At 40.6% G+C, this 24705-nt stretch carries 23 protein-coding genes and 1 other annotated feature; of the genes, 5 read left to right on the top strand and 18 right to left on the bottom strand.

Going from position 1 to position 24705, the window contains the following annotated elements; translation table 11 throughout:
• Nucleotides 1-88 precede the first annotated feature (88 nt).
• From tssC to PSPO_RS04510, 7 genes are all read right to left on the bottom strand, one after another.
• Nucleotides 89-1561, bottom strand: a complete 1473-nt coding sequence (gene tssC / locus PSPO_RS04540; protein ID WP_010560611.1) for a type VI secretion system contractile sheath large subunit — start codon at nucleotides 1559-1561, stop codon at nucleotides 89-91.
• Nucleotides 1561-2058 (bottom strand): type VI secretion system contractile sheath small subunit, encoded by a 498-nt coding sequence (gene tssB / locus PSPO_RS04535; RefSeq protein ID WP_010560612.1) that lies wholly within the window; start codon nucleotides 2056-2058, stop codon nucleotides 1561-1563. The genes tssC and tssB overlap by 1 nt, the downstream gene beginning before the upstream one ends.
• A gap of 11 nt (nucleotides 2059-2069) precedes the next feature.
• Nucleotides 2070-2600 (bottom strand): Hcp family type VI secretion system effector, encoded by a 531-nt coding sequence (locus PSPO_RS04530; RefSeq protein ID WP_010560613.1) that lies wholly within the window; start codon nucleotides 2598-2600, stop codon nucleotides 2070-2072.
• 65 nt (nucleotides 2601-2665) lie between these two features.
• Nucleotides 2666-3967: a type VI secretion system protein TssA gene (locus PSPO_RS04525; protein WP_010560614.1), complete on the bottom strand. Its 1302-nt coding sequence runs from the start codon at nucleotides 3965-3967 to the stop codon at nucleotides 2666-2668.
• A gap of 133 nt (nucleotides 3968-4100) precedes the next feature.
• Entirely contained in the window at nucleotides 4101-6011 is a 1911-nt protein-coding gene (locus tag PSPO_RS04520) for a sensor histidine kinase (protein WP_010560615.1), read from the bottom strand.
• Complete coding sequence (locus PSPO_RS04515; RefSeq protein ID WP_010560616.1) at nucleotides 6008-6985, bottom strand: ABC transporter substrate-binding protein; 978 nt, start codon at nucleotides 6983-6985, stop codon at nucleotides 6008-6010. Before PSPO_RS04515 ends, PSPO_RS04520 begins: the two co-directional genes overlap by 4 nt.
• 16 nt (nucleotides 6986-7001) lie before the next feature.
• Nucleotides 7002-7244: a DUF6868 family protein gene (locus tag PSPO_RS04510; protein ID WP_010560617.1), complete on the bottom strand. Its 243-nt coding sequence runs from the start codon at nucleotides 7242-7244 to the stop codon at nucleotides 7002-7004.
• A gap of 189 nt (nucleotides 7245-7433) precedes the next feature.
• Between PSPO_RS04510 and PSPO_RS04505 the strand changes: the two genes are divergently transcribed.
• Nucleotides 7434-7715, top strand: a complete 282-nt coding sequence (locus tag PSPO_RS04505; protein WP_040642448.1) for a YebG family protein — start codon at nucleotides 7434-7436, stop codon at nucleotides 7713-7715.
• Nucleotides 7716-7760: 45 nt separating this feature from the next.
• Here PSPO_RS04505 and PSPO_RS04500 read toward each other — a convergent pair whose 3' ends face one another.
• From PSPO_RS04500 to PSPO_RS04485, 4 genes are all read right to left on the bottom strand, one after another.
• On the bottom strand, nucleotides 7761-8951 hold the full coding sequence (locus PSPO_RS04500) for an amino acid aminotransferase (RefSeq protein ID WP_010560619.1): 1191 nt from the start codon (nucleotides 8949-8951) through the stop codon (nucleotides 7761-7763).
• Between the two features lie 121 nt (nucleotides 8952-9072).
• Entirely contained in the window at nucleotides 9073-9732 is a 660-nt protein-coding gene (locus PSPO_RS04495) for a GAF domain-containing protein (protein ID WP_010560620.1), read from the bottom strand.
• Between the two features lie 312 nt (nucleotides 9733-10044).
• Nucleotides 10045-11694 (bottom strand): ATP-binding SpoIIE family protein phosphatase, encoded by a 1650-nt coding sequence (locus PSPO_RS04490; RefSeq protein WP_010560621.1) that lies wholly within the window; start codon nucleotides 11692-11694, stop codon nucleotides 10045-10047.
• 3 nt (nucleotides 11695-11697) lie between these two features.
• Nucleotides 11698-12003, bottom strand: a complete 306-nt coding sequence (locus PSPO_RS04485; RefSeq protein ID WP_010560622.1) for an STAS domain-containing protein — start codon at nucleotides 12001-12003, stop codon at nucleotides 11698-11700.
• 179 nt (nucleotides 12004-12182) lie between these two features.
• On the opposite strand from PSPO_RS04485, the gene yciH reads away from it, so the two are divergent.
• On the top strand, nucleotides 12183-12512 hold the full coding sequence (gene yciH, locus PSPO_RS04480) for a stress response translation initiation inhibitor YciH (protein WP_010560623.1): 330 nt from the start codon (nucleotides 12183-12185) through the stop codon (nucleotides 12510-12512).
• Nucleotides 12513-12557: 45 nt separating this feature from the next.
• On the opposite strand, the gene PSPO_RS04475 is transcribed toward yciH, so the two are convergent.
• Nucleotides 12558-15575: an EAL domain-containing protein gene (locus tag PSPO_RS04475; RefSeq protein WP_010560624.1), complete on the bottom strand. Its 3018-nt coding sequence runs from the start codon at nucleotides 15573-15575 to the stop codon at nucleotides 12558-12560.
• A gap of 191 nt (nucleotides 15576-15766) precedes the next feature.
• Nucleotides 15767-15883: a sequence feature (Phe leader region), on the top strand.
• Between the two features lie 24 nt (nucleotides 15884-15907).
• On the opposite strand from PSPO_RS04475, the gene PSPO_RS04470 reads away from it, so the two are divergent.
• Entirely contained in the window at nucleotides 15908-17065 is a 1158-nt protein-coding gene (locus PSPO_RS04470) for a chorismate mutase (protein ID WP_010560625.1), read from the top strand.
• A gap of 23 nt (nucleotides 17066-17088) precedes the next feature.
• On the opposite strand, the gene tyrA is transcribed toward PSPO_RS04470, so the two are convergent.
• The 6 genes from tyrA to ffh all read right to left on the bottom strand — a co-directional run bounded on the left by tyrA (nucleotide 17089) and on the right by ffh (nucleotide 22345).
• Nucleotides 17089-18216: a bifunctional chorismate mutase/prephenate dehydrogenase gene (gene tyrA / locus PSPO_RS04465; RefSeq protein WP_010560626.1), complete on the bottom strand. Its 1128-nt coding sequence runs from the start codon at nucleotides 18214-18216 to the stop codon at nucleotides 17089-17091.
• A gap of 595 nt (nucleotides 18217-18811) precedes the next feature.
• On the bottom strand, nucleotides 18812-19171 hold the full coding sequence (rplS, locus tag PSPO_RS04460; RefSeq protein WP_010560627.1) for a 50S ribosomal protein L19: 360 nt from the start codon (nucleotides 19169-19171) through the stop codon (nucleotides 18812-18814).
• A 34-nt stretch (nucleotides 19172-19205) separates the two neighbouring features.
• Complete coding sequence (trmD, locus tag PSPO_RS04455; protein WP_010560628.1) at nucleotides 19206-19952, bottom strand: tRNA (guanosine(37)-N1)-methyltransferase TrmD; 747 nt, start codon at nucleotides 19950-19952, stop codon at nucleotides 19206-19208.
• Nucleotides 19953-19970: 18 nt separating this feature from the next.
• Entirely contained in the window at nucleotides 19971-20501 is a 531-nt protein-coding gene (gene rimM / locus PSPO_RS04450; RefSeq protein WP_010560629.1) for a ribosome maturation factor RimM, read from the bottom strand.
• Between the two features lie 16 nt (nucleotides 20502-20517).
• The gene (gene rpsP, locus PSPO_RS04445; RefSeq protein WP_010560630.1) at nucleotides 20518-20766 is read right to left on the bottom strand and encodes a 30S ribosomal protein S16; all 249 of its coding nucleotides are present in this window, start codon (nucleotides 20764-20766) and stop codon (nucleotides 20518-20520) included.
• Between the two features lie 199 nt (nucleotides 20767-20965).
• Nucleotides 20966-22345: a signal recognition particle protein gene (gene ffh, locus PSPO_RS04440; protein WP_010560631.1), complete on the bottom strand. Its 1380-nt coding sequence runs from the start codon at nucleotides 22343-22345 to the stop codon at nucleotides 20966-20968.
• Between the two features lie 169 nt (nucleotides 22346-22514).
• Between ffh and PSPO_RS04435 the strand changes: the two genes are divergently transcribed.
• Nucleotides 22515-23321, top strand: a complete 807-nt coding sequence (locus PSPO_RS04435) for a cytochrome C assembly family protein (RefSeq protein WP_010560632.1) — start codon at nucleotides 22515-22517, stop codon at nucleotides 23319-23321.
• 97 nt (nucleotides 23322-23418) lie between these two features.
• Nucleotides 23419-24687 carry an HlyC/CorC family transporter gene (locus tag PSPO_RS04430; protein WP_010560633.1) on the top strand — a complete coding sequence of 423 codons (1269 nt, stop codon included), beginning with the start codon at nucleotides 23419-23421 and terminating at the stop codon, nucleotides 24685-24687.
• Nucleotides 24688-24705 lie beyond the last annotated feature (18 nt).

Below are 24705 nucleotides of genomic sequence, written 5' to 3'. Positions count from 1 at the left end.
TTTTTATTATTTTTAAATCAAAAGCGAGGTGCTAAAACAGCACCTCGCATAGCGGCAACTAACCTAAATAAGTTGCCCTGATGTGGCATTAGCCCGGTAGGCTTGCAACCATACGTACAGACGTTGTTAACTCTTCCATCTGTAACCACGGTCTTAAATGCGCTACCGCCGAGTATGAACCTGGGCGACCCGGCTGTTCGATAACTGAGATTTGCGCTTCCGCTAGTGGCGTTTTCGCACGTTCTTCGTTACCCATTGCTCCAGAGTTGGTATACATCGCAATCCATTCACTCATTTGCTTTTGAATGTCGCTTGCTTCCATATTTGAACCAATGTTGTCACGGCCCATTACTTTTAAATAATGTGCAATGCGGCTACTTGCCATAATGTACGGTAAACGTGCTGAAATAGCTGCGTTTGCCGTTGCATCTGGGTCTGTGTATTCTTTTGGCTTCTGAGTCGTTTGACCACCTAAGAACACGGCATAGTCAGAGTTTTTATAATGAACAAGTGGTAAGAAACCTAAATCACTTAGCTCTTTCTCGCGCTCATCCGTAAGGTTTACTTCTGTCGGACATTGCTGGGTGATATCACCTGAGTCAGTCAAGTAAGTTAAGTTAGGTAACGCTTCTACTTTACCGCCATTATCCATACCACGAATAGCAGTACACCAACCAAACGCTTCGAATGCGTTATTCATGTTCAACGCCATATCGTATGCAGCATTTGACCAAACAATCTCATCGTTGCTTGCTGGTTTTGGATTACCTGCGTTATCGTTTGCAAGCTCTTCAAAGTTAAATGACTTAATCTTTTTACCTTTAAAGCCGTACGGTAAACGAGCCATAGTACGAGGCAGTGTTAACGCAACATAACGTGCATCATCACTTTCACGGAATGAATTCCATGACGCATAACTTGGCGAATCAAAAGCAGGTGCAATTGGCTTGCCTTCACTAAACGTTGAGAAGCTGCTTAGTTCGAACATTTCTGGCGATGCTGCAGCAATAAATGGCGCATGACTTGCCGCTGCCACTTCACCCATATAGCGCAGTAAAGCAACATCTTCATCAGATTGAGAAAATTCATAGTCACCTAATAGTAAACCATAAGGTTCACCACCCGCTGTACCATATTCGTGTTGATAAAGTGAGTTAAATAGTGGGCTACGGTCAACTGCTGGTGCATCTTCAAACTGCTCTAACAACTCATCTTTTGAGATGTTAAGTAGTTTTACTTTTTGTGATGTGCCTAATGCGCTGTTGCGGATCAGTTTCTGTAAACCTAACCAAGAACCTTCTAACTGTTGAAAGTTATCTTTTTGCATAATCTGTGACAGTTGCTCTGACATTTTTTTGTCAATCGCCGCTACCGCATTTGCAATTGTATCGGTAAGGTTTTTATCCCATGTAACTGTGCCTGACATCGCTTCTTGCGTAAGCGACGTTAATAGCTCTTTGGTTCTGTCTGGTGCTGTTTGGCTTGTTGCGCTAATTGCTCTGTCTAAAAATGACAGGCTTTCACCTTCGGCAGCTGATCCTTGTTGTAACTCTTCAGACATTATTCTTCTCCCTTCACACCAAGTTCTTCTGATAATGAGCTAAGCGAATCAGCGCTTTGCAGAATGTCTTTTAACAGCTTTTCAAAATCGCGCGAACGGTCTGCTTTACTCAATAATTCATTTAGTTGATTGCGCGTTTCAAGTAATTTCTTAAGCGGTTCGATGCGCTGAACTAACGCATCCGGCTCAAAGTCTTTCATTGATTCGAACTCAAGATTTACTTCAAACTGGCTATCATCATTTTCAATTACGTTATCAACTTTCAGCGATAACTCAGGCTTGATGCGGCCAAGAACTTCGTCAAAGTTATCTTGATCAACTTGAATAAATTCACGATCTTCTACTTCTTTCGGATCTTCTTTGTCACCTGAAAAGTTACCTAATACGGCTGAAACAAAAGGAAGTTCTTTCTTCTCTGTTGCGCCATTAGTTTCCACATCGTAAGTGATACTTACACGGTTTTTACTAACACGCTTATGTTGCGAATTAAGTGCCATTTTTAATTACCTTATTTTAAGTCTGCCGCAGAAGTTAACTGGTTACCAGTTGCGTCGTACTTAACAGAAGCTGCTTTTTCTAACTTACCGCCTTCATCTTCTACGAAGAAGATTTGCTCAATTTTAGTATATGTTAGCGAGAATGATTCACTTGGCTGGCTGCCATCGCTACCTGAAATACTAAAGTTAGCCATACGTGCTTCTTCTAGTGAGATAACAAAGTAAGGAACAATGCCTTTACCATCGCGAGATGGTTTAGTCATTACAAGCTCAACAGTTTTACCATCTGCACCTGGTTGGAATAAATAAGTTAAAAGGTATGGTGTCGCACCATCGTATCCTTTAGAAATACTAATTTCGCCTAGCGCTACCATGCCGTTATCTTGGTTATTTGCGTTGCCGATATCAACCGACACACCACGCATAGCACCCCAAGAAAGGCTATCTACTGCAAACCAACCTTTTTTGCTATTTAAATCAGCTACAGTTGCAGCGCCCTTGATGCTATCGTTACCATCGATTCTCATGAAGATTGATGCCATCTTACATTCTCCTTAAATATTTATTATTTTGCCCTACTAAATGTAGATGCAATCTTTACTAATTTTTACCATAAAGGGCCTGAACTCGACGTTGTGTCAGTTTCAGGTTCCTTTGTTTGATTTGGTTCAGCTTGAACAACTGGCTGACTTACTGCTATTTCAGATGCTTGCTCAACTTCTTCTACTTCAGCAATTGGTGCTGTAATAGCTATATCGTCATTGAGCAATTCGCCTAAATCGTTATCTACCCCTGTTAGCTTGCGGATTTCAGCAAGTTCTGGGGATTCTTTTTTGATCAACTCGCCAAGCAATTCTGAAAACGACATATTGCCCCAGCGAATCGCGCGAGCAATAAGGTACGGAATAGGACTATGGGGTTCTGTTTTTTTGAAAAAGACCGCAATGCGATTAAGATCTTCAAGTGCATTTTCGCGTGTATACGCTTGAGTAGCAGCAACAGGTGTACTTGCCACACTTGGTGTAGCCTGTACCACTTGCGTAGTTGCTGGTGTTGTTGACTCAACCGCACTATTTTCAGTATTCACGGTTTGAGGTTGAACCGCTTCACTTGGTTGTTCGTCTTGTTTATCAACATCTGGGAAAAAGTACAGATACATTAATTTGATCTGTTTTAAGTTGTCGCGAATAAAACGAAAACCCAACAAAGAATGGCCAAATTTATTGCGATAACCATTAATAAATAAGTCGATATCACCGATTTTCTTATCGAGCTCAATAATGCGGCTGAACTGTTCTGTTAACAGCTTTTTATTCGCCTGCAACTTAGTGATAAAGGTCCCTTTAACTTGTTCAAGTGAACCTGATTTTTGATCCGATAAGTAATCGCTGTAAGTATAATCATCGATTAATGGGAAACGCATAAGTGGAACATTAAGTAAGCCAGAGCTTGGGCTATCACCGGTTAATTGCTCAAGTGCACGAGTCTGATTCTCACAGTGTTTTGCCGCGACTTGATCTTCGTCAAGCTTGGCAACCTTCTTCTCTGGTAACTTAGGATGTATGGACTCATTTAATGCATTTAATGCATATAAAAAGTCGTCTAACCCCTCATTAAATGCTGAAAGGTTACTGTTATTAAATGCCAACGCCGCTAACCACCACACAAACACTTCAATATCGCGTGACTCTTGTTTAAGTGTTTGGGCACATGCTTGTTGCAGGTTATTCCAATCCTCAAAATTTTCACGTTGTAAATCGAGATCTTGTGAAGAAGTAGGCGTTTCTAATAGTTTACGTAAGCTTGATTGGGCTATATTTAGTAGATTTCGAAGTTCGCGAAACTTAGTTCGCTCTTCTCGTAAATATATGCCAGCGTCTAACTCAGTGTCGTCAGTATAGAGCAACATAAAAGTTAAAGGCTCATCCCTTTGTCATTATTATAAGTATAACGATTATTTTGGAGCATTATGGGGTAAAGTCAAGGTAAGATTGACCAAGTTATAACAGTTCAAACCACTAAAATTTACAATCTATTCAAACTCATTCGATTTTTGTAATAGGTGCAACAGTGGGTAGCTTAATATCAAACGATACGCCACTTTTCCCCTGCGATTGACACAATTTAATTTCTCCACCAAGCACACCGGTTACAAGATTAAACACAATATACAAGCCTAAACCACTGCTTCCCTCGCCAAGACGCGTCGTGAAAAATGGGTCGAATATTTTATCGCGATGCGCAATATCAATACCTTTACCGTCATCGGTGTAATTAATCACAATAAAATTTGCGTCGCTTTGCTGTATTGAAATGTTAATTTTGCCTTGTACACTGTCATCAAACCCGTGAACCAGCGAGTTGTTGATTAAGTTAATAAAGACTTGCTCAAAAGCACCTGGAAAGCTGTCTATTTCGACATTTTCTAGCCCGTGAAAACTGACCGTATTGCTTGACAGCAATTTTGTATTTAAGGTGTTAACCACTACCTCGAGTGTTTGCGCTAAATTAAACACACGGCGTTTATTGCTGGTATGGTCGCCGCTAATCTGTTTAAAGTTTACAACCAATTCACTTGCCTTGTGACAATTATTGGTGACTAGCCCAATCGCTTCTTCTAATTGCTGAAGATGCTTCGACAGGGAGTCAACTGATAGCGATTTTTGCTTAAGTTCATTTGCAATTTTATTATGAACCTCAAGTGCAAAGCTTCCTGCTGTAAGCGCCACGCCAATTGGTGTGTTTAACTCATGTGACACACCCGACACTAAACTGCCAAGTGACGCCAACTTTTCGCTTTGTACAATTTGTTGCATCGCACTTTCTAACGCTTGGTTTTGGGCGCTTAATTGCTGCGTACGCTCTAACACTCTTTTTTCGAGTTTTTCATTAAGTTCAGTCACTTGCTGTTGGATTTGTTCTAACTCGTGATGTTCTCGCTCTAAATTGCGATAACCTTCCACTAAATTATCTGCCATTGAATTAATTGCCGCGGCAAGCTCATTAAATTCATCGATTTTTCCACCGCGAATGCGTTTATCGAGGTCTTGATGTGCAATTTCAATTGCTAATTTTTTAACACGCTCTACTGGACGAGACATAAGACGCGCAACAACCAAACTGACGAATATCGAAACAATCAACAAAATGGCAATCTGTAACAATAAAAATTGACGGTAATTAGCAAGGTTACGATTGTGTTCTTGCGCCGTTTGTATCAAGGCAATTTGCCACTCAAACGGTTTGATTTTTGCGTAACTTTTATAAACATTATCACGCTCTTCCAAGCGCTTTTGTCGCTGGCGTGAATCTGCGATTGGCGTTTCGTTTGCGCTAATCGTTAGCCACTGAGAATAGGTTAGGTGTTTTGCAATGCTATTTACGAGTTGTTGAATCGCCGATGTTTCTAACATTAAGCGCAAATACCCTACTACCTTCCCATCACTGCTGCGGATCGGCGATGAAAAATAAATACTTTCAGGGTCCTTATTGTTTGCACCTGAATAATGCATTACTGGTGCTGGCGACATAGATTGACGTTTAAAGTAAGCGAATGACGATTCATCTCGGCTCTGTTGGCCAATTCGAATGTCTTGAATGTTTTTACCCGCTGTATTAATAAGCGCCACCGAGGTAACATTCAATGTGTCTTTTACGATCACATTTCGCAAAATAGCATTTATTTCAGCGAGTTGTGCTTCTTGTTCAGTACCATAAGCGGTAAGAAAGTTGGCAAACTGGGGAATATTACTGTCGGCACGTACATACTCTAAAATTGTATTTAAATATGATTCAACGCGTTCTTTACTGCGGTTAAGCGTAAGACGTCGCACCGTGGCTTGGTTTTGTTCGTTAGTTGCGACTTTTTGCGTATACGCAATATATGAAATAAACGATGTAGGAAGCACTAATGAGGCCAACAAAATGGCACTCAATACAAACTTTAGTTTCATTGAATTAACCGGGCATCTAGTAAACGCTCGCTGCGAATTGGTTTAGCAATGATCCCTTGCCCAACATAAAATTGATTGTACACACCAATAACACTGTTTAAGCCTGCGCTATTTTGCGACGTAAATGCTGCAAAATTATCCGCTCGATTTAACAGTTTAACGCCATTTAACTTAATACTTTGCGGTGTTTGTTTGATGACTCGCGCAATGATTTCATTACCTTTACTTGGATTTTCAAGCCACCAAGCTTGCGCCTCAAACCACGCATCAACAAACCCACGCGCTGCCTCATGATTATTTTCAATAAACGCGCTTTGCATCGCTATAACATCTGGAATTAAGCCCGGTGTTTGGGCACTTGAGTACACAACGTGCGCACCACCTGCAACCATTTCATCTACGTAGGGTTGCCAAGTATGTGCATAGTCGATGCTATTATTGTTAAGTAACTTCGCAGCATGCGACACTTCGATATTCATTAGCGTCACATCATCAATTGCGATGTCGTTTGCATCCAAAAAGCGGCGTACTAATAACTCACCAAAACCACCTAAGTTGGTGCCAATTTTAGTGCCTTTAATCACTTGTTGGTCACTTCGCGCTAAAATCGCGTCACCGCCACTCGACTCGTCTGCCACCATAACAATGCGTGCATCAGGGTACTGCTGTGAAAGGTTCATTACATCACCCAGTGCTACCGCAATCGCGTCATACTCTGCCGCCGCAAATTTAGCTAACATGCGGTCGGTATTACGCGGGATTGATAACTCTAAACTAATATTGCGCTTTTTTAACATACCCAACTCATCAGCAAGAATAACTGGGTAATAACCTGGCCACAAATCAATTGCCAAACTAATCGAGGTAATTGATGCCTGATTAAGTTTACTTTGACGATTCCCGTTATCGCAGCCTGATAAAAATATCAGCATGGCGATAAAGCAAACCTTTAAAACTCCTTGTAAGCGGAACATTTCAAAAAGGCCTAAATCACATAATTAACTTAAGAGTTAAATAAGGAACGAGATTAAAGAAAACAATTAAGATCTTATAAAAAGCAAAATATTGAATATAAACTACATTCAATGCTTTATGCTCTACGTTAAATAGCTGGCTGTGAATACTGACAATGGTGCTGCGAAAAAGTAAAAAAATCACCATGCTAACGCTAACGATTAAACAATTAGCAATGGTCGCCCAACCGAGAAACGTTGTTATCTGATCAATTGACATTAGAACCCCTTAATCTTTTACATAATGTAAGATTAATGTACTTGCTGTAGCGGTGCAATGTTATCAAGCATTTAGTCGCTAAAATTGCTTACCACAGCGGGGTTCTGTAAGGTGTGATTATAATTACACTTTATTTTTTTTTCGTTACTGCTATAGTACTGTATAAAACAACAGTTAAGAAGGTGCAATATGGCCGTTGAGGTATGTTACAAAGTAGTTAGAGATGGAGTCGAACGCATGACATTTACATCAAAAAAAGAGGCAGACGCATATGACAAAATGTTGGATATTGCGGAAGCACTTGAAGCCATGCTTGGTGAAGTTGATGTGCCGTTAAGCGAGCAACAAAATGAAGCGCTGGCCCTTGAAATGGCAAAACGTAAAGACCAATTTATTGCAGCTTTAAAAGGGGGAAAACCAACCCCGCCTAACAATAAAGCAAAAGTAACTGATATTAAAAAAGTAAGTTAAATAAAAAAGCCACCGTGAAGGTGGCTTTTTTATTTATGCGTAAATTTACTTAATTACAGTTGCAACTGCATCGGCAAAGTAATCTAAGTTTGCTTGGCTAACGCCTGCTACATTTACACGGCTTGAGCCGACAATGTAAATTGAGTACTCTTTTTGTAAACGTTCAATTTGCTCTGGCGTGATACTTAAGAAAGAGAACATACCATGTTGTTTTTCAATAAATGAAAAGTCTTGTGCAACGCCACGGCTATGAAGCGCCTCAACAATCGTACTACGTAAACCATTAATACGATTACGCATTTCCGCAAGCTCTTGATGCCACTCGGCAGTTAGCTCTTCACTACCAAGAATAGTATCAACAATTGCAGCACCGTGAGCTGGCGGCATTGAATAGATACTGCGCACAACACTTAATAGTACTGAGTTAGCAACGTCGGCAACTGCGCTCGATTCTGAAATAATTGAACACGCGCCGATACGCTCGCGATATAGACCAAAGTTTTTAGAACAAGAAGAACAAATGATCATTTCATCAACTGTTTCAGCTAATAAACGTAAGCCTGCCGCATCTTGTTCAAGGCTGATTCCAAAACCTTGATAAGCAATATCGATTAACGGCGTAAAACCAACTTCTTTTGCAAGATCTGCAACTTGTTGCCATTGCTCTGCGTTTAAATCCATACCGCTTGGATTATGACAACATGCGTGTAACAACACGATATCGCCTTTAGGAACTGTCTTTAAGGTGGCCATCATTTCATCAAACAATAAGCCTTTATTCTCGTAATCGTAATACGGATATTCTTTAACTGTTAAACCAGCAGCTGAGAATAAACCAATATGGTTTGCCCATGTTGGTGTAGTTACCCATACGCTCGCATTTGGGTTTGCTTTTGCGATAAATTCTGCAGCAACACGTAGAGCACCTGTACCACCTGGTGCTTGCGCTGTGCGAACACGGTTTTCTAAAAGCGCTTTATGCTCACCCAGTAATAGAGATTCCATTTTTGCACAAAAACCTAAATCACCAGCTAAGCCAATATATGATTTACTTGTTTCATTTTCTAAACGAAACGCTTCAGCTTTTTTTACACAGCTTAAAATTGGGGTATCACCCTGTTCTGTTTTATAAACACCAACGCCTAAGTCGATTTTATTTGGATTTGTATCTTGGCGATATTTGGCCATCAAACCTAAAATTGGATCCGTTGGTAATGGCTTTAAGTTTGCAAACATAGTTATCTCTTAAATTGAATTTTTGCTATGGGATGAAGCCCTAGCTTACCATACTCTCTGTTGTGGAGAAGTATCTAAAGAAAATTTCATGGCGATAATCAATAGAACTTTTTGCTTTAGATTATTCAGGTAAGTAATTGGGTACTATTTCACATACAGCCTGTAGTAAAGCTAGTGCATCACTCGTAAACACATCATTATTAAACGCTTCGGCGTCAATAATGCCAAGTACTTCGCCAGATTTCGAAAAGTAAGGCAGGCAAACTTCCGATTTAACTGCGGGATCGCAAGTATAGTACTCGCCGCCATTAGCAACATAGTGTTCTACGTTGTTAATCACGCGTCCTTTGCCATAAAGCGCAACAAAGGCATTGTTGCTAATACGCGCATAGTCTTCATCAACAGGAAAAAGTGGGCGGCTTGGTTTGCCAAAATAGCTTAATTTAAGTAGCTGCGTTTGATTATCAATCGAGCGTGATTGGTAAATACCAAACCAATCAATTAGGTTTTGTTGCTCAACAAATTTAACGATGCGAGCAAGTGCAGCCATTGCATCAACATTTTTTTGGCGCTTATCTACATGCTGCGTAAGATCAAACGGCGCTTCTTGCAACTGACCGAATAAGCTACAGGTTCCGCCCTCGCCCAATTCAGGAATAAGGTACTGCCACGTAATATCCAAGTGATCTGTTTGCGTAATTTCATTTTCAATTAATTGACGGAAATCAGCCACTTTTTGCGTATCTAAAACGTAATCTGAAAAATCTATTGAATTAGCCATATAGCCATCTAAACATCTTTTAAAAAATAAAGTTTACATGGCTTATATTGGTTTATGCAATACTATTCTTAACTTAAATTACAAATAAATTTAGATTACGTAGTTAATGGCATTTATGGGCCGTTACAAATAAGGTGAATAGAAAATCAAATGGACATTTTAAATGTGCTAACCAATTGAGCGTAGTAGCTTGTACTGCAAATTTGGCACTTTTTATTGAGACCACCTAACCTTTTGTTTTTATAAAAAATAAATATGGCAAAGTAACAAATCAAAGCAGCTTTTAACATGCTGTTTTATAATGGTACCACTTTAATTATGTAATAGTGAGTACGTTACAGTGATGCTATTTCCGCTCTCATTTTGTGAAACTGATTCAGCAATCTCTTTAATTAAGCCCAAGCCACGGCCATGAAAATTATTGTCGTCATTAGCAATATTCTTCCTTGTAAAACCATCACCTGAGTCCGTTATTGTAAAACTTATTTTGGGGTCTTCTGGTAAGTAGCTCACATCAATATTAATCGCCCCTGCCGAAAGCTCTGCTAATCGCTCAGCACGAAGTTCGTAGTACTCACAAAACCCTTCATCACTATCTTTTAAACAGGACTCGAGCCCTAATACGCCGTGTTCTAGTGCATTGTTAAATGTTTCAGAGATCAGCAAAAACAAATTAGAGCGATGCTCAGAACAGCCTTTCATCGCACAAATCATTTCAACAACATCAACAACTGGATCAGTTTGTTTTAAGCGTTCTGCATCTAATGTCATTGCCATGTTTAACGGCGTTGTCATGTATTCATCGCTCAATTGGGGCTCAATATTTGATGGTCTGCATTTTACCAACGCTAAACTTAAATCATCTTGCTGATCTTGCTTACCCGTAAAACGCCTAACCGAGTCAACAATGGAGCCTAATTCAGTAAACGATGAAGCCGTCACCTTGCGCAGTAATCGTTCTTCACCAAAAAATTCGCCTTTGGTATTTTCTGCCTCGATGACACCGTCGGTATACAAGATAATTTTGTCATCTAATTCCGTTTCTACGTAAATAGTATCGCGTTCAAATTCGTATTCTTCGAGTATACCTAATGCCATATGGCGCGATGTTAGCTTCTGCTTAACCTTGCCTTCTTTACTCAACAGAAAACTATCAGGAAGCCCTCCCAACCAAGCTGAAAATGATCGACCCGAGCTGTTTAGCTCAAGAATCGTTGCCGCGCAAAACATGTTGCCTGGTAATAATTCACTGAGAGTTGAATTTAATTCAGCGGCAATATCGCCAACAGGTAAACCTTTTTGCGTCATTGAATAAAAGATTTTTGATGCTGGAAGCGCTCCCATCGCCGCTGCTAACCCATGGCCGGTAAAGTCCCCCATCAAGACATAAATGCCGCCGGTACAACTCGGTGCCATTAAAAATAAGTCACCGTTAAACATGGATGCCGGCGATAAATTAAATTCAACAAGTTCAGGTAACAAAAAGCGCTTTTCCAGCGCATTTTCAAAAATATGTTCAACTAGCTCGTGTTCGCGTTCAGTATGTAGCTGATAGTAAGCAAGTTCTTGGTTTTGTTTGTAGGTTTTTATACTGAATTCGCGTGTCCGCGCATGGGCTTTAATTTTTGCCGAAAGAATTACTTTATCGAAAGGCTTATTCAAAAAGTCATCACCACCAACCTGCAAGCATTTTTCTAGGCTGCTTTTGTCATCCAATGCGGTGATAAAAATGATAGGAAGATATACATCTGCAGATTTGGCTTTTAGCAACGGCGCTACTTCAAAGCCATCCAATTTAGGCATTACAACATCAAGCAAAACCAAGTCGGGAGAAAACTTATCGAAAACCGTTAGTGCTTCTTCTCCGTCCGAAGCAAGGGCAACGTGGTGCTGCTCTTGCTCTAGCATAAAACGCAGTAAGTTACGATTTAGCTCCTGATCATCGACAACCAGAATTTTCATGGCTCAGTCGATGTCGAACTTTTTATCAAAACGAGAGATTTGTAAAATTTTCTTAATTTGAGGTCTGCAATTTGTAATATGAATACTGCTCACAGAGTCGCCTAACGACTTTTTCATATTTAATAACATTCCCAGTGCCGAACTATCCATGTAATCGGTTTCACGTAAGTCGATAATTACTTTTGGAGTACTTACGCCAACATCGGCATATGCGCTCCTAAATGATTGTACTAAGTTAAAGTCAAACTTGCCTTTAATCTCAATCGTAAATAATTTGCCATCTGGCGATAGAGCCTTATTCAAACTCATTTAATTCTCCTTGGAATGTCCTAATGCCTGCTAAATTTACGCCATTCGCTTTACTTAAATTAAGTACTTAACCCGCTAATTTGCAAATATTATCTTAAAAAAACTAAAAATAAATTGAACAATAATATGGTTGCAAAATTATGATAAACTTGCGTCATGCGTATTTACTTGGATTTATTATGTCAGACTCAAATTTAGTCTATTCCACAGAAACCGGAAGAATAAAACAGCCAAAAGAAGCACCTGAGCTCGATGTAAAATTATTTAAAGACGGTGCGGTGCGTATTGAACGCCAAACAAAAGGACGAAAAGGCAAAGGAGTGATGCTCGTTGTTGGAATTGATCCAAGCGCTCATGACTTAAAGAAGCTAGCCAAAACTTTAAAGTCTAAAATGGGTCAAGGTGGTGCAGTCAAAGACGGTATCATTGAAATTCAAGGCGATGACCGCGATAAGTTGAAGGGTTTGCTTGAGCAGCAAGGCTTCAAGGTGAAAATTGCAGGCGGATAATAGACATTGCTTGGTGATGGCAGCTAGCCATCACCAAATTAAACGCTAAAAGTGTATACCTTTCATTTTATCTATCATCAACGAAATCTCATGTTCTGGTACCGGCTTACTGTAATAATAACCTTGTACTACATCACACTTATTCAGCTTTAAAAACTCAATTTGTTCATCGCTTTCAACGCCTTCAGCAACCAGCTCTAAATTAAGCTTTTGCGCCATAGCGATAATTGCTGCAGTAATTTCCATATCATTGCTATCTTCTGGAATATCTTTAATAAATGAGCGGTCAATTTTTAAGATATCCAGTGGGAAGCGTTTTAAATAACTGAGTGACGAGTATCCCGTACCAAAGTCATCTATCGACAACGATAGCCCAAGCGATTTTAATTGATGCATTTGCTTAATAGAGCCTTCAACATCGCCCATTAGCATACTCTCAGTTAATTCTAGGTGCACGCGCTCAGGCACGATACCTGTTTTCTTAATCACCTTTTCTAGTAAAGGAATTAGACTCGTATCTTTAAATTGGCGTGCTGATAAATTAATAGAGATGCTGCTCTCATGATCTTTAAGCGCCATACGCTGAGCAAATGCACACGATTCCCACAATACCCACTCACCTAATTCAACAATTAACCCAGTTGTTTCAGCAATTGGAATAAACTTATCTGGCGCAATATGCCCAAGTGTTGGGTGGTGCCAGCGGATCAGTGCTTCAAAACCGACTATCTTCTCGTTGGTAATATCAATTTGCGGTTGATAATAAAGCTCGAACTGTTGTTCTTTAATCGCTATGCGCAGTTCATTTTCAATAAATAATCGCTCTTTTGCCGCGGCATCAAGGGTGTCGTTATAGAAGTAATAAGTGTTTTTACCTAACGCTTTTGCTTCATACATTGCAAGATCGGCATGTTTCAGTAACACATCTTCTTCAGGGCTTTGATCCGATGCCATTGTAATACCGATACTGGCGCTAACAATCACCTCGTTACTACCTAAGCGAATTGGCTGGCTTAAGGTATTTTGGATGGTGAGTGCCACTTCTGTGGCTTTTTCGCGGTCATCGATACCACTGAGCAACACAGCAAACTCATCACCACCAAGACGGGCAATGGTATCTTCAGCTCGAAGACGCTTTTGTAGGCGTTGTGCTACTTCCAACAGCAGTTGGTCACCCGCATCATGGCCTAATGTATCATTGATACGTTTAAATTCATCTAAATCAAAATAGAACAGAGCAAACGAGTAATGGCCGCGCGATGCTAAGGCTAAAGATTTTTTAAGCTGCATTCTAAATAACGCACGGTTGGCAAGCCCTGTTAGCGTGTCGTAATACGCCAACTGTTCCATTTTGCGCTGACTTTCTTTTACAAAGGAAATGTCTTGCGCAGAAGCAACATAGCTATAAACTTTGTGGTTATCATCGCGAATTGGTGAAACAGATAACGACACCCAAAGTGCACGTTTGTCATTGTTATGCAGTAACGTGTCACCTTTCCAGTGATGGCGCGAAAGTAAGTCCTGAACGATATCCTCAACCAAAATCATCATATCGGGTTCCATTAATACAAGTAATGGTTGTCCAATAAAATGACTTTTCTCAAACCCTGTCATTTCAAGCAATTTAGGGTTCACGTATTCAATATTGAGATTTTCATCGGTAATTACGATAGCTGAACCAGAGAATTCAACGGCTTTTGATAATCTTCTTGCGCGCTGCTCTGCTTGCTCTTTTTCATCTAGCTCTTGGCGTAAATCACGCATGGTCTTTTCGAGCTTGCCTGCCATTGCGCCAAACTCAAAATTGAGCAAGCCGATTTCGTCTTTGTTAACCGTTAGGTTTTGCGCCGTAGTAAATTGCCCTCTTGCAACTTCTCGCGAGCTTGCAACCAATGCTTTAATACGTTTAATTACTAAATGAGAAAGCGTTTGATGCAGCAACAATACGACCAACACAGCATATAAAATAAACAAGCCAAAAAACTTTACTTCTATTTCATCAATCGCCGAAAGTGCTTCAGAATGGGTTTTATAAACACCAATATACCAATCAAAATCACTAAACTTTTTGATGCTGAAAATATGCTTGCTGTCGTCAATGGCAAATTCACCCTGCAACTCATGACGCTGACTTGTTAATAGTTGGTCTACTTGATTACGCAATTCATCTGGTAACTGGTTTTTAGTATCCAACGAATCGTTCATGCTGCCGCTGAGGCGATTGATAATATCTGTTTTACCTTCAAACTGAATAATTTGTCCTTTGCCGTTTAACACAAACAGCTTGGCATCACCCACTTTGTCAGGGAACATCGCCTGCAGCTTTGGCAACTCAATATCACTGCCAGTAACGCCTTTAAATTCTCCGCCATAATGTAACGGTACAATAAGGCTAATAACCCAGCGCTCCCAAATGTCATCATAATAAATGGGGGTCCAGGTTGCTTCTAAGTTAGGGTTAAATTCAGGCGTTCCAATTTCGTAAAAAACATCCTGCCTAAAGTCATGGCTTGCCGGCACATTTAACGCCCAGTTTGGTGGCGATATGCGAATAAAACGGTCTTGGCTAATAAAGTAAAAATTAAAAAAGGTTTCGTCGGTTAAAATCGGCGCGATTTGCGACCATACTTTTTCTGTTTGCGAAAAAATACGTTTATATTCGTGACTATAGCTTTGCTGAGGAAGGAAAGCCGCAGAACGAACACCCGCAACATTGGTACTTGAAGAGCTGCGAATACTGCCGTCTTTACCAAAAACCAACTTACTCGGCACGATTTTTTCAGCAAGCGCGCTTTCGGAATAAAGGGCTTCTGTAACTATGGTATTGGCATCAATTGCGATGCGCTTTTTCTCATTAAGTAGGTTTTCAAAACGGCTAACAAATGGCTTCGATAACTCTGTTAGCACACCAAACTCTTCAAAAAGCAGTTGTTTGCGCTCAGATTTAACCATCAAGTACGCAGCAGATAATCCAGCTATTAAACAAATGGCTGATATTAATATGGATAACTTGGTACTAAGTGCGTTAATGCCAAAACTCGCATCCAAATGTTTAGAGTTCACAATGTAACCTTACTTCTGCTGCAACTCGTTGATTGTGGTGCTTGGAACTATAAAAGAATCTCACTAATTTCTACACCTTTTTTTCGGTTTATTGCAAAAAAGCCATAATAAATAATGAAAAAATCTGTTTTGGCATAAGTTACTCTCAATTTACTGTTGACTTTAACAACACTTATTTCTAAATTCGGGTATATGAACAAATTAATCTTTAACTTTAGCTTCTTTTTTCACCATCCGTAACTCGGGAGGCGACTTTGTCACGAACAAGCTAAAGTCAAACTAAACCTCCCACTGGGAGGTTTTTTTTTGCAATTGGGAATGAGGAAAAGAAAATGTCCAATGCACTTGAGTCCCTACGTCGGGATATCAATGAGATAGACTCGGAGTTACTAGTCTTACTCGCCAAAAGACGTCGCGTCAGCCACGGCGTTGTTGAGTATAAAATTGCCAACAACAAACCGATCCGTGATGAGCAACGTGAACAGGCGTTACTAGAAAAACTCATTAGTTATGGCAGTTCACTGGGGCTTGACGGTTATTACGTAAATCGTGTGTTTCAAACCATCATTGAAGATTCTGTACTGCATCAACAAGCAATGTTGCAGCAGAACCTAAATCCAGATCTGCACACAGAAACGAATCGCGTTGCTTATTTGGGTGGTCAGGGCTCATACAGCCAGCTTGCATGCCATAAATACTTCAGTCGTCGCCCTGGCAAACTTGTTGAACTAGGGTGCAGTAGCTTTAATGAAATCACCAATAAAGTAGAAACTGGACAGGCCGATTTTGGTTTATTACCAATCGAAAATACCTGCTCAGGCAGTATTAACGAAGTATATGACCTATTGCAGCACACACAGGTATCGATTGTTGGCGAACTAACACAAGCGGTAGAACATTGTTTAGTAGCAAGCCCGGGAGTTGCCATTGAAGAAGTGACGAAAATATACGGTCACCCGCAACCATTTGCTCAATGCAGCCAATTTATTAGTAATTTAAGCGGCGTACAACTGGCCTACAGCGACTCAACATCAAGCGCACTGAAAGAAGCGCTACAAGATGATGCAGGTGCTGCAATCGCATCTGAAGACGCAGCTCGCAAGGCTGGATTAGTGGTACTTGAGCCTAACCTCGCCAATCAAAGCCATAACCACAGCCGCTTTATTGTTGTTGCGCGTAAAGCAGTTAAAGTATCTAAGCAGATCCCGACTAAAACAACATTAATTATGGCAACTAAGCAGTCAGCCGGTGCGCTTGCTGATGCACTGATGATTTTCAAACAGCATAACATTAACCTAGTAAAATTAGAGTCTCGCCCAGTACCGGGGAATCCATGGGAAGAAGTATTCTATGTTGATCTAGAAGCAAACATCGATTTGCCAGAAGTTAAAAAAGCGCTAGATGCGCTTAAAGAAGTGACTGCCTACATTCGTATTCTTGGTTGTTACCAAAGTGAAACGTTGAGCGCCGTAAGCGTTGCAACTGAATAAAAAAAGGGGCGCTAAGCCCCTTTTTAATAATCTAACACTTTCGCGTCATTTGCCTTACTCAATAACGCTTTGCTTTGACTTAAAAAGGTACTGGCAGAATCTGAAAAAAAGGTTTTTGCAGCGGCAAAGTCATCAATTAATCCCGCTTTATCATTTTCCTTCAATTTTTCAAAGGTTTGTTGGAAAACCTCACAATACTCTTTCATCAAAGGTGCGACGTCTTCAAATTGCGCTAACATAATATCGCTGTAAAGCTCTGGCGACTGTGCAAATAAGCGCCCTACCATCATTAATTCCAAGTGATAAATAGGCGAAGAGCAAGATTCTATTTCTTCAAGGCTATGGCTTTGTTTCGCCAAAAATTGACCATAAACAAAGGTCGTTAAGTGGCGCATTACCTGCACAATTTGCATCGCTTCATCGTGCTTTTTAGCATCCATAGACACTAAATTACAACCCCACACGGTAAGCTGTTCAAGTAAGGAACTCGCTACGTCACAGGGCTTATTTTGACAAACAACAACGGTTTGCTTTACCCAATGAGGAATATCGGGACCAAACATCGGGTGTAATGCCAGTACCGGTCCTTGATGGTGAATTTCCATCGCTTTGAGTGGTGATGATTTAACGCTGGTAATATCAACCAATAAACACTCAGGGTGTAGTTTTGGCATATCTGCAATAACTGATTCAACCGCATGAATTGGCACAGAGACAATCACGCAACGTGCTTCAGATAACAAACTATCACGCTCACTTTGATTATCTTTATCAAGCACGTTCACCTGATAACCCGAGCGCTCTAACTGACGCATGAACAATTGGCCCATTGCACCTTTACCACCCACTATCACCATTGGCGATAAGTGCGGCGCAACGCACGCTAAACCGAGTTGTTGATTTTGGTAAGATTCACGCATAAGTCGACGCAATACATCCTCGACTAATTCTGGGCTTACCCCAGCAGCAATTGCTTGTGATCGCCGTGCATCAATTAATTCGGTTTCTCGCGATGGTACATAAACGGGTTGACCTTGTTGTTGCTTATAAGCGCCAACTTGAGCTGTGATATGATTTCGTTTAGCTAATAGTTCAACAAGTTGCCTATCACATTCATCAATTTGATCTCTTAACGTATTCAGTGCGCCCATTACAAAGTAAACCTTTCTTTACAGCAAGTAAATTAATATATACAAAATAATATCAAGCTATCTCGCTGAGTAAAAGTGTTAAAATTAAATACGTTATACAAGTTAGCTATTTAGCCCATATTTAAGAACTCTTTCTAGGGTGTTAGCTTTCTTGTTAGATACAGCGCGGAATTTTTAACAGACTTAGGACATTAAGTTCTGGAGTCGCTATTTTTAAGAGGTTATTCCACATCAATAAACCTGAATATCACATGCAAATATTCAGCTCACCAACGATGTTGCCTAAATCAGATAATACAAATATCACAATTTCAAGTAAGTGAATCAGCAAACCTCTCCACAGTATAGTTAGTAGTGTGCGAAGAATTAGAGGCTTGTTGAGTAAATTCGTATTGCTGTGACTACCAAGGTTTGGTGTGTAATTCAATAATACCCGCAACGCACATCAATTAAGAGTTTATCGAAGTTAATAATGAGTTGAATCTGGTAGGCTTGTGTAGATACGTTCTTTGTTTGATAGGTAATTTTTTGTTTTATAAAAACAAAACAGGCTGAGCAAAGCTCAGCCTGTTTAGATTCTGAAAGTTCAGACGTATTAGTTAAGTTTTTCTTTAATACGTGCAGACTTACCAGAACGCTCACGTAGATAGTAAAGCTTAGCACGACGAACTGCACCGCGACGCTTGCGCTCGATGCTGTCGATTAGTGGGCTGTGTGTTTGGAAAACACGCTCTACACCTTCGCCGCTTGAGATCTTACGTACAGTGAAAGAAGAGTGAAGACCACGGTTACGCTTAGCGATTACCACACCTTCGAACGCCTGTAGACGCTCTTTGTTACCTTCTTTAACACGTACTTTAACAACTACTGTATCACCAGGGCCGAACTCTGGTACGTCAGATTTAAGTTGCTCATCTTCAAGCACTTTAATAATATTTTGGTTTACTTTTGCCATTATATTTCTCACATTTCCTAGGAGTAACTGTCTTCTAGCCACAAACATTATGTTCTTGCTGAAATTCAGCGAGTAACCTTGCTTGCTCCTCAGTCAGAGCTAGGTTTTGCAACAAGTCCGGACGTCTAAGCCAAGTTCTACCCAACTGTTGCTTTAAGCGCCAGCGAGCGATTTCTTTATGGTTTCCACTGAGCAATACAGCGGGCACCTGCTTACCATCCAATAATTCTGGCCGTGTATAGTGAGGGCAATCTAATAAGCCGTCAGAAAATGAATCCTGCTCGGCAGACTGATTGTGACCTAACACGCCTGGCACTAAACGAGATACTGAATCGATTAATGTCATTGCAGCGAGTTCGCCACCGGATAATATAAAGTCACCAATTGACCATTCTTCGTCAATGTGTGATTCAATTAACCGCTCATCTATACCTTCATAACGACCTGCCACTAAAATCAACTTTTTATGGTTTGCAAGTTCTTGCGCACCTTGTTGATCTAGCTTTCTACCTTGTGGTGATAGATAGATTACCTTTGCCCCTTCACCCGCTGAAGCTTTCGCTGCATCGATGGCATCTCGCAATGGTTGCACCATCATTAGCATACCAGGGCCACCGCCGTATGGGCGGTCATCCACAGTTTTATGCTTATCAAAAGCATAATCACGCGGACTCCAACAGTTAAAATCGATTAAACCGTTTTTAACTGCGCGACCAGTAACACCTTGCTTTGTTACCGCATCAAACATTTCAGGGAACAGTGAAATAACACCGAACCACATGTGTGCCTGTTGCGACATTTAAAAGCTAGGATCCCAGTCTACGGTAACTTCTTTAGCATCTAAATCCACCTTTAACACTACGCTCTCGGTTAAATATGGAATTAAACGTTCACCTTTTCCAAATCCGTCGTTAGGGTTAGCTTTAACCACTAAAACATCATTAGAACCTGTTTCTAGCATGTCGTCGACCTTACCTAAATCGTAACCTTTATCAGTTACTACAGTAAGACCGATGAGATCTCGCCAATAAAACTCACCATCAGGTAAGTCTGGCAATTGTTCTTCAAAAACAGCAATTTCAGCATTTGTTAACACATTTGCTTGGTCACGGTCTTCAACATTTGCCAACTTGGCGATAAAACCTTTGTTGTGACGACGCCAGTCGACCACTTCAACGGTTTGCCAGTTTCCTTGTTGCCCTATCAACCATGGGCTGAAATCAAAGATCCCTTCGGGATCATCAGTAAATGAATGAACCTTAAGCCAACCCTTAATGCCGTAAGGGGCGCCGAGTTTGCCTGCTATAAATTTGGCTTGCTCTTGACTCATGGTTACATTACGCCTATTAAGCCGCTTTACGAGCGTCTTTAACTAACTTAGCTACACGATCAGAAAGACCTGCACCTTGACCTACCCAGTGATCTACACGATCAAGGTCTAGGCGAAGTGATTCTTCTTGACCACGAGCTAGTGGGTTAAAGAAACCTACTTTCTCGATGAAACGACCATCACGCGAGAAACGGCTATCCGCAACCACGATTTGATAGAATGGACGCTTCTTAGCGCCGCCACGTTGCAAACGAATAGTTACCATACCGTCCTCTACATAGATTGATTGATTTCATTAACATAAAAACTAATTTTACTTCCCTAACGGGAAGCCCGAGAATTGTACGAATTTTTACTCTGATTGCAAGTTAAAATGCACTCTTTTGGCTACTTTGTGACAGTTATACCAACATCAATACAAAAAAAGCACCAAAACTGGTGCTTTTTTAACAACTTTGCAAAGTTTAGAATTTCGGGCCGCCGCCACCCATCATGCCAGGTGGCATCATGCCTTTCATATTGCGCATCATTTTCATCATGCCGCCTTTGCCTTTCATCTTCTTCATCATTTTCTGCATTTGTGTAAATTGCTTTAATAGCTTATTTACGTCTTGCACTTGCGTACCAGAACCTGCAGCGATACGCTTTTTACGAGACCCTTTAATGATGTCTGGGCGCTCACGCTCTTTTGGCGTCATTGAGCTAATGATGGCTTCCATTTGATTAAAGGTTTTATCACCAACTTGGTCTTTAATCGCATCTGGCAAGTTTGACATACCCGGCAGCTTATCAAGCATGCCCATCATGCCACCCATGTTTTTCATTTGGCGTAATTGGTCAGCGAAGTCTTCTAATGTAAAGCCATCGCCCTTCATTACCTTCTTCGCCATTTTTTCAGCTTTCTCTTTGTCGACTTTCATTTCGACTTCTTCAATTAGAGAAAGCACATCACCCATACCTAAAATACGTGACGCAACACGATCTGGGTGGAATGGTTCTAACGCATCAGTTTTTTCACCGACACCAATAAACTTAATTGGCTTACCTGTGATATGACGAATTGATAGTGCAGCACCACCACGGGCATCACCGTCAGTTTTAGTCAGTACAACACCGGTTAGTGGCAGTGCTTCGTCAAATGCTTTTGCGGTATTCGCAGCATCTTGACCTGTCATTGAGTCAACAACAAAGAGTGTTTCTACCGGCTTAATCGCACCGTGTAACTCAATGATTTCTTCCATCATCTCGTTATCAACGTGCAAACGACCTGCGGTATCAACAATTACGACATCGATGAATTTCTTTTTCGCGTGGTCAATTGCGCCATTGGCAATATCGATCGGTTTCTGTGAAATATCACTTGGGAAGAATTCCACATCAACTTCGTTAGCAAGGGTTTCTAGCTGTTTAATCGCAGCTGGACGGTACACGTCGGCACTCACAACTAACACAGATTTCTTTTTGCGCTCTTTTAAGAACTTAGAAAGCTTACCAACACTGGTGGTTTTACCTGCACCTTGCAGACCTGCCATCATGATAACCGCTGGCGGTTGTGCCGCTAAGTTAAGCTCTTCGTTTGCTTCACCCATGGCTTTTTCAAGTTCTTCACGAACGATTTTAATGAAAACCTGACCTGGGCTTAAACTTTTAGTGACTTCAACACCTACAGCACGTTCTTTAACTGTTTTTACAAATTCACGCACTACCGGTAAGGCTACATCCGCTTCGAGTAGTGCCATACGCACTTCGCGCAGCGTATCTTTTATATTGTCTTCAGTTAATCGGCCTCGACCACTGATATTTTTCAGGGTTTTACCAAGGCGTTCCTGTAAGTTCTGAAACATTCACGTTAATCCAAACTAATATTTTGCGAGAATTATACCTAAGAAACAGGAATAAAAAAGCTTTGCAACGGTAACTAAAGGTTATTTTCCTATTCTGGGCTAGGCTTTTAGCGATTGATAAAATACAATGAGGTAAAAATTTTAATCGAAACCGATTTTAAACAAAGTCATGAATTTAATTGTTTTAACTGTAATTGCGAGTCTGTTTTATAGCCTTTCCACTATGCATGTGGTGAGTAAGTTATTTGATAAGCAAGGCCCAAATCAAAAGAAGACTTTGTTGCTTAGCACTGTTGCTATTTTGTTGCACCTTGCTGTGATTGTTAATTCGATTTTCACTGAAAGCGGGCAAGACCTCAGCTTTGCCAACGTTGCACTATTAATATGTTGGCTAATTGTGGTGTCGGTAACGACCGTTTCCTTGCGCTTTCCTGCCACCTTATTACTGCCGGTTGTGTATGGCTTTGCCGCAATTTTATTAATCGCCAGTTTATTTATTCCGCATCATGTTATTTTGCAATCGGTTAATTTTGAATTCGGATTGGTGTCGCATATTTCGCTTGCCTTTATGGCCTACTGCGTGCTGATTATTGCGACTTTATACGCAATTCAATTTTACTTTATTAATCGCCGTTTAAAGCAAAAAGACATGTCGATAGTGACCAGTCACTTACCGCCTTTAATGCTGGTAGAAAGGCAGTTATTCCACCTGGTTTCAATGGGCTCGTTGCTACTTACATTTGCCCTCGCAACAGGCTTTTTATTTATCGATAATATGTTTGATAAAGGCTATATCCATAAAACAGTATTATCGTTACTTGCCTGGGCGTTATTTGTCACTGTTGCGTGGGGCCACAAGTACCGTGGCTGGCGCGGCAAAAGCAGTGTAATTACGACAATTTGCGCGGCAACATTACTTACGCTTGCGTATTTTGGTAGCCGCTTTGTTCAAGAAATTATTTTGGGTAAGTTTTAGTACCTTTGGTACGAATTAGCTTATACAAATAGAGCACTTGACTAATCACCTCAACTAAGAGTTAATACTCTTTCGACAGTTTTTAAAGGATCCCTCATTGGACGCCATATCGACGAGTACTTTATTCATCATTCTTGGTGTATTGATACTACTTTCAGCTTATTTCTCTAGCTCAGAAACGGGCATGATGTCGCTAAACAAATATCGTTTACGACACCTTGAAAAAGAACACCATAAAGGCGCCAAACGGGTTAGCAAGCTGTTACAACGTCCAGATAGACTGATAGGGTTAATCCTAATTGGCAATAACCTTGTTAATATTGCGGCATCATCTGTTGCAACTATTATCGGTATTCGCTTATTTGGTGACGTAATCGGTATTGCCGTTGCCACTTTTGGTTTAACCTTTGTCATTTTGATTTTTGCTGAGGTAACGCCAAAAACATTAGCAGCACTGTATCCTGAGAAAGTGGCCTTTCCAAGTTCATTTATTCTTAACTTTTTACTCAAGTTACTCTACCCGCTGGTTATTTTAGTAAACCTTATAACCAATGGTATTTTAAAACTGTTTGGCATTAGTCCTGAGCAAATTGAAGAACACAGTTTAAGTAAAGAAGAACTTAAAACAGTAGTGAACGAATCCGCTGCTTTATTACCTGAACGTCACCAAAATATGTTGGTATCGATTCTTGACCTTGAGCAAGTAAAAGTTGAAGACGTAATGGTTCCTCGCAACGAAATTGTGGCGATTGATGTAAACGACGATTGGAAGCTGATTATGCGTCAGCTTACCCATGCACAACATACCCGTGTTTTGCTATACCGTGAAAATATTGACGACACAGTTGGCTTTATTCACGCTCGCGACGCGCTACGTTTACTGACTAAAGAGCAATTTACGAAAGCGACTTTGCTTCGCGCAGTACGTGAAATCTACTACATTCCAGAAGGTACGTCGTTAAACGTACAGCTACTTAAGTTTCAGCAAGCAAAAGAGCGTATTGGTATTGTGGTAGACGAATACGGAGATATTCAAGGCCTCGTAACCCTAGAAGATATTCTTGAAGAAGTAGTGGGTGATTTTACCACCAGCATGACACCAACACTGAGTGAAAACGTGCACCCGCAACAAGATGGTTCATTCTTAGTTGATGGCAGTGCCAACGTGCGCGACCTCAATAAAGAAATGGATTGGGATTTTCCGACCGATGGCCCGAAGACCTTAAGCGGTTTAATTATCGAGTTTTTAGAAGATATTCCAAGCGAAAAAGTCAGTATGCGTATTTCAGGCTACCCTATCGAAATTGTTGAGGTAAATGAAAACACCATCAAGCTGGCGAGAATTATGCCTGAGTATAAGAACTAAGAGTTTCAGGTTTCAGGT

Source organism: Pseudoalteromonas spongiae UST010723-006, assembly GCF_000238255.3.
In the GTDB taxonomy this organism is placed as follows: domain Bacteria; phylum Pseudomonadota; class Gammaproteobacteria; order Enterobacterales; family Alteromonadaceae; genus Pseudoalteromonas; species Pseudoalteromonas spongiae.
The sequence above is the reverse complement of the archived record's forward strand: the minus strand, read 5'-3'. Positions and strand labels throughout refer to the sequence as shown.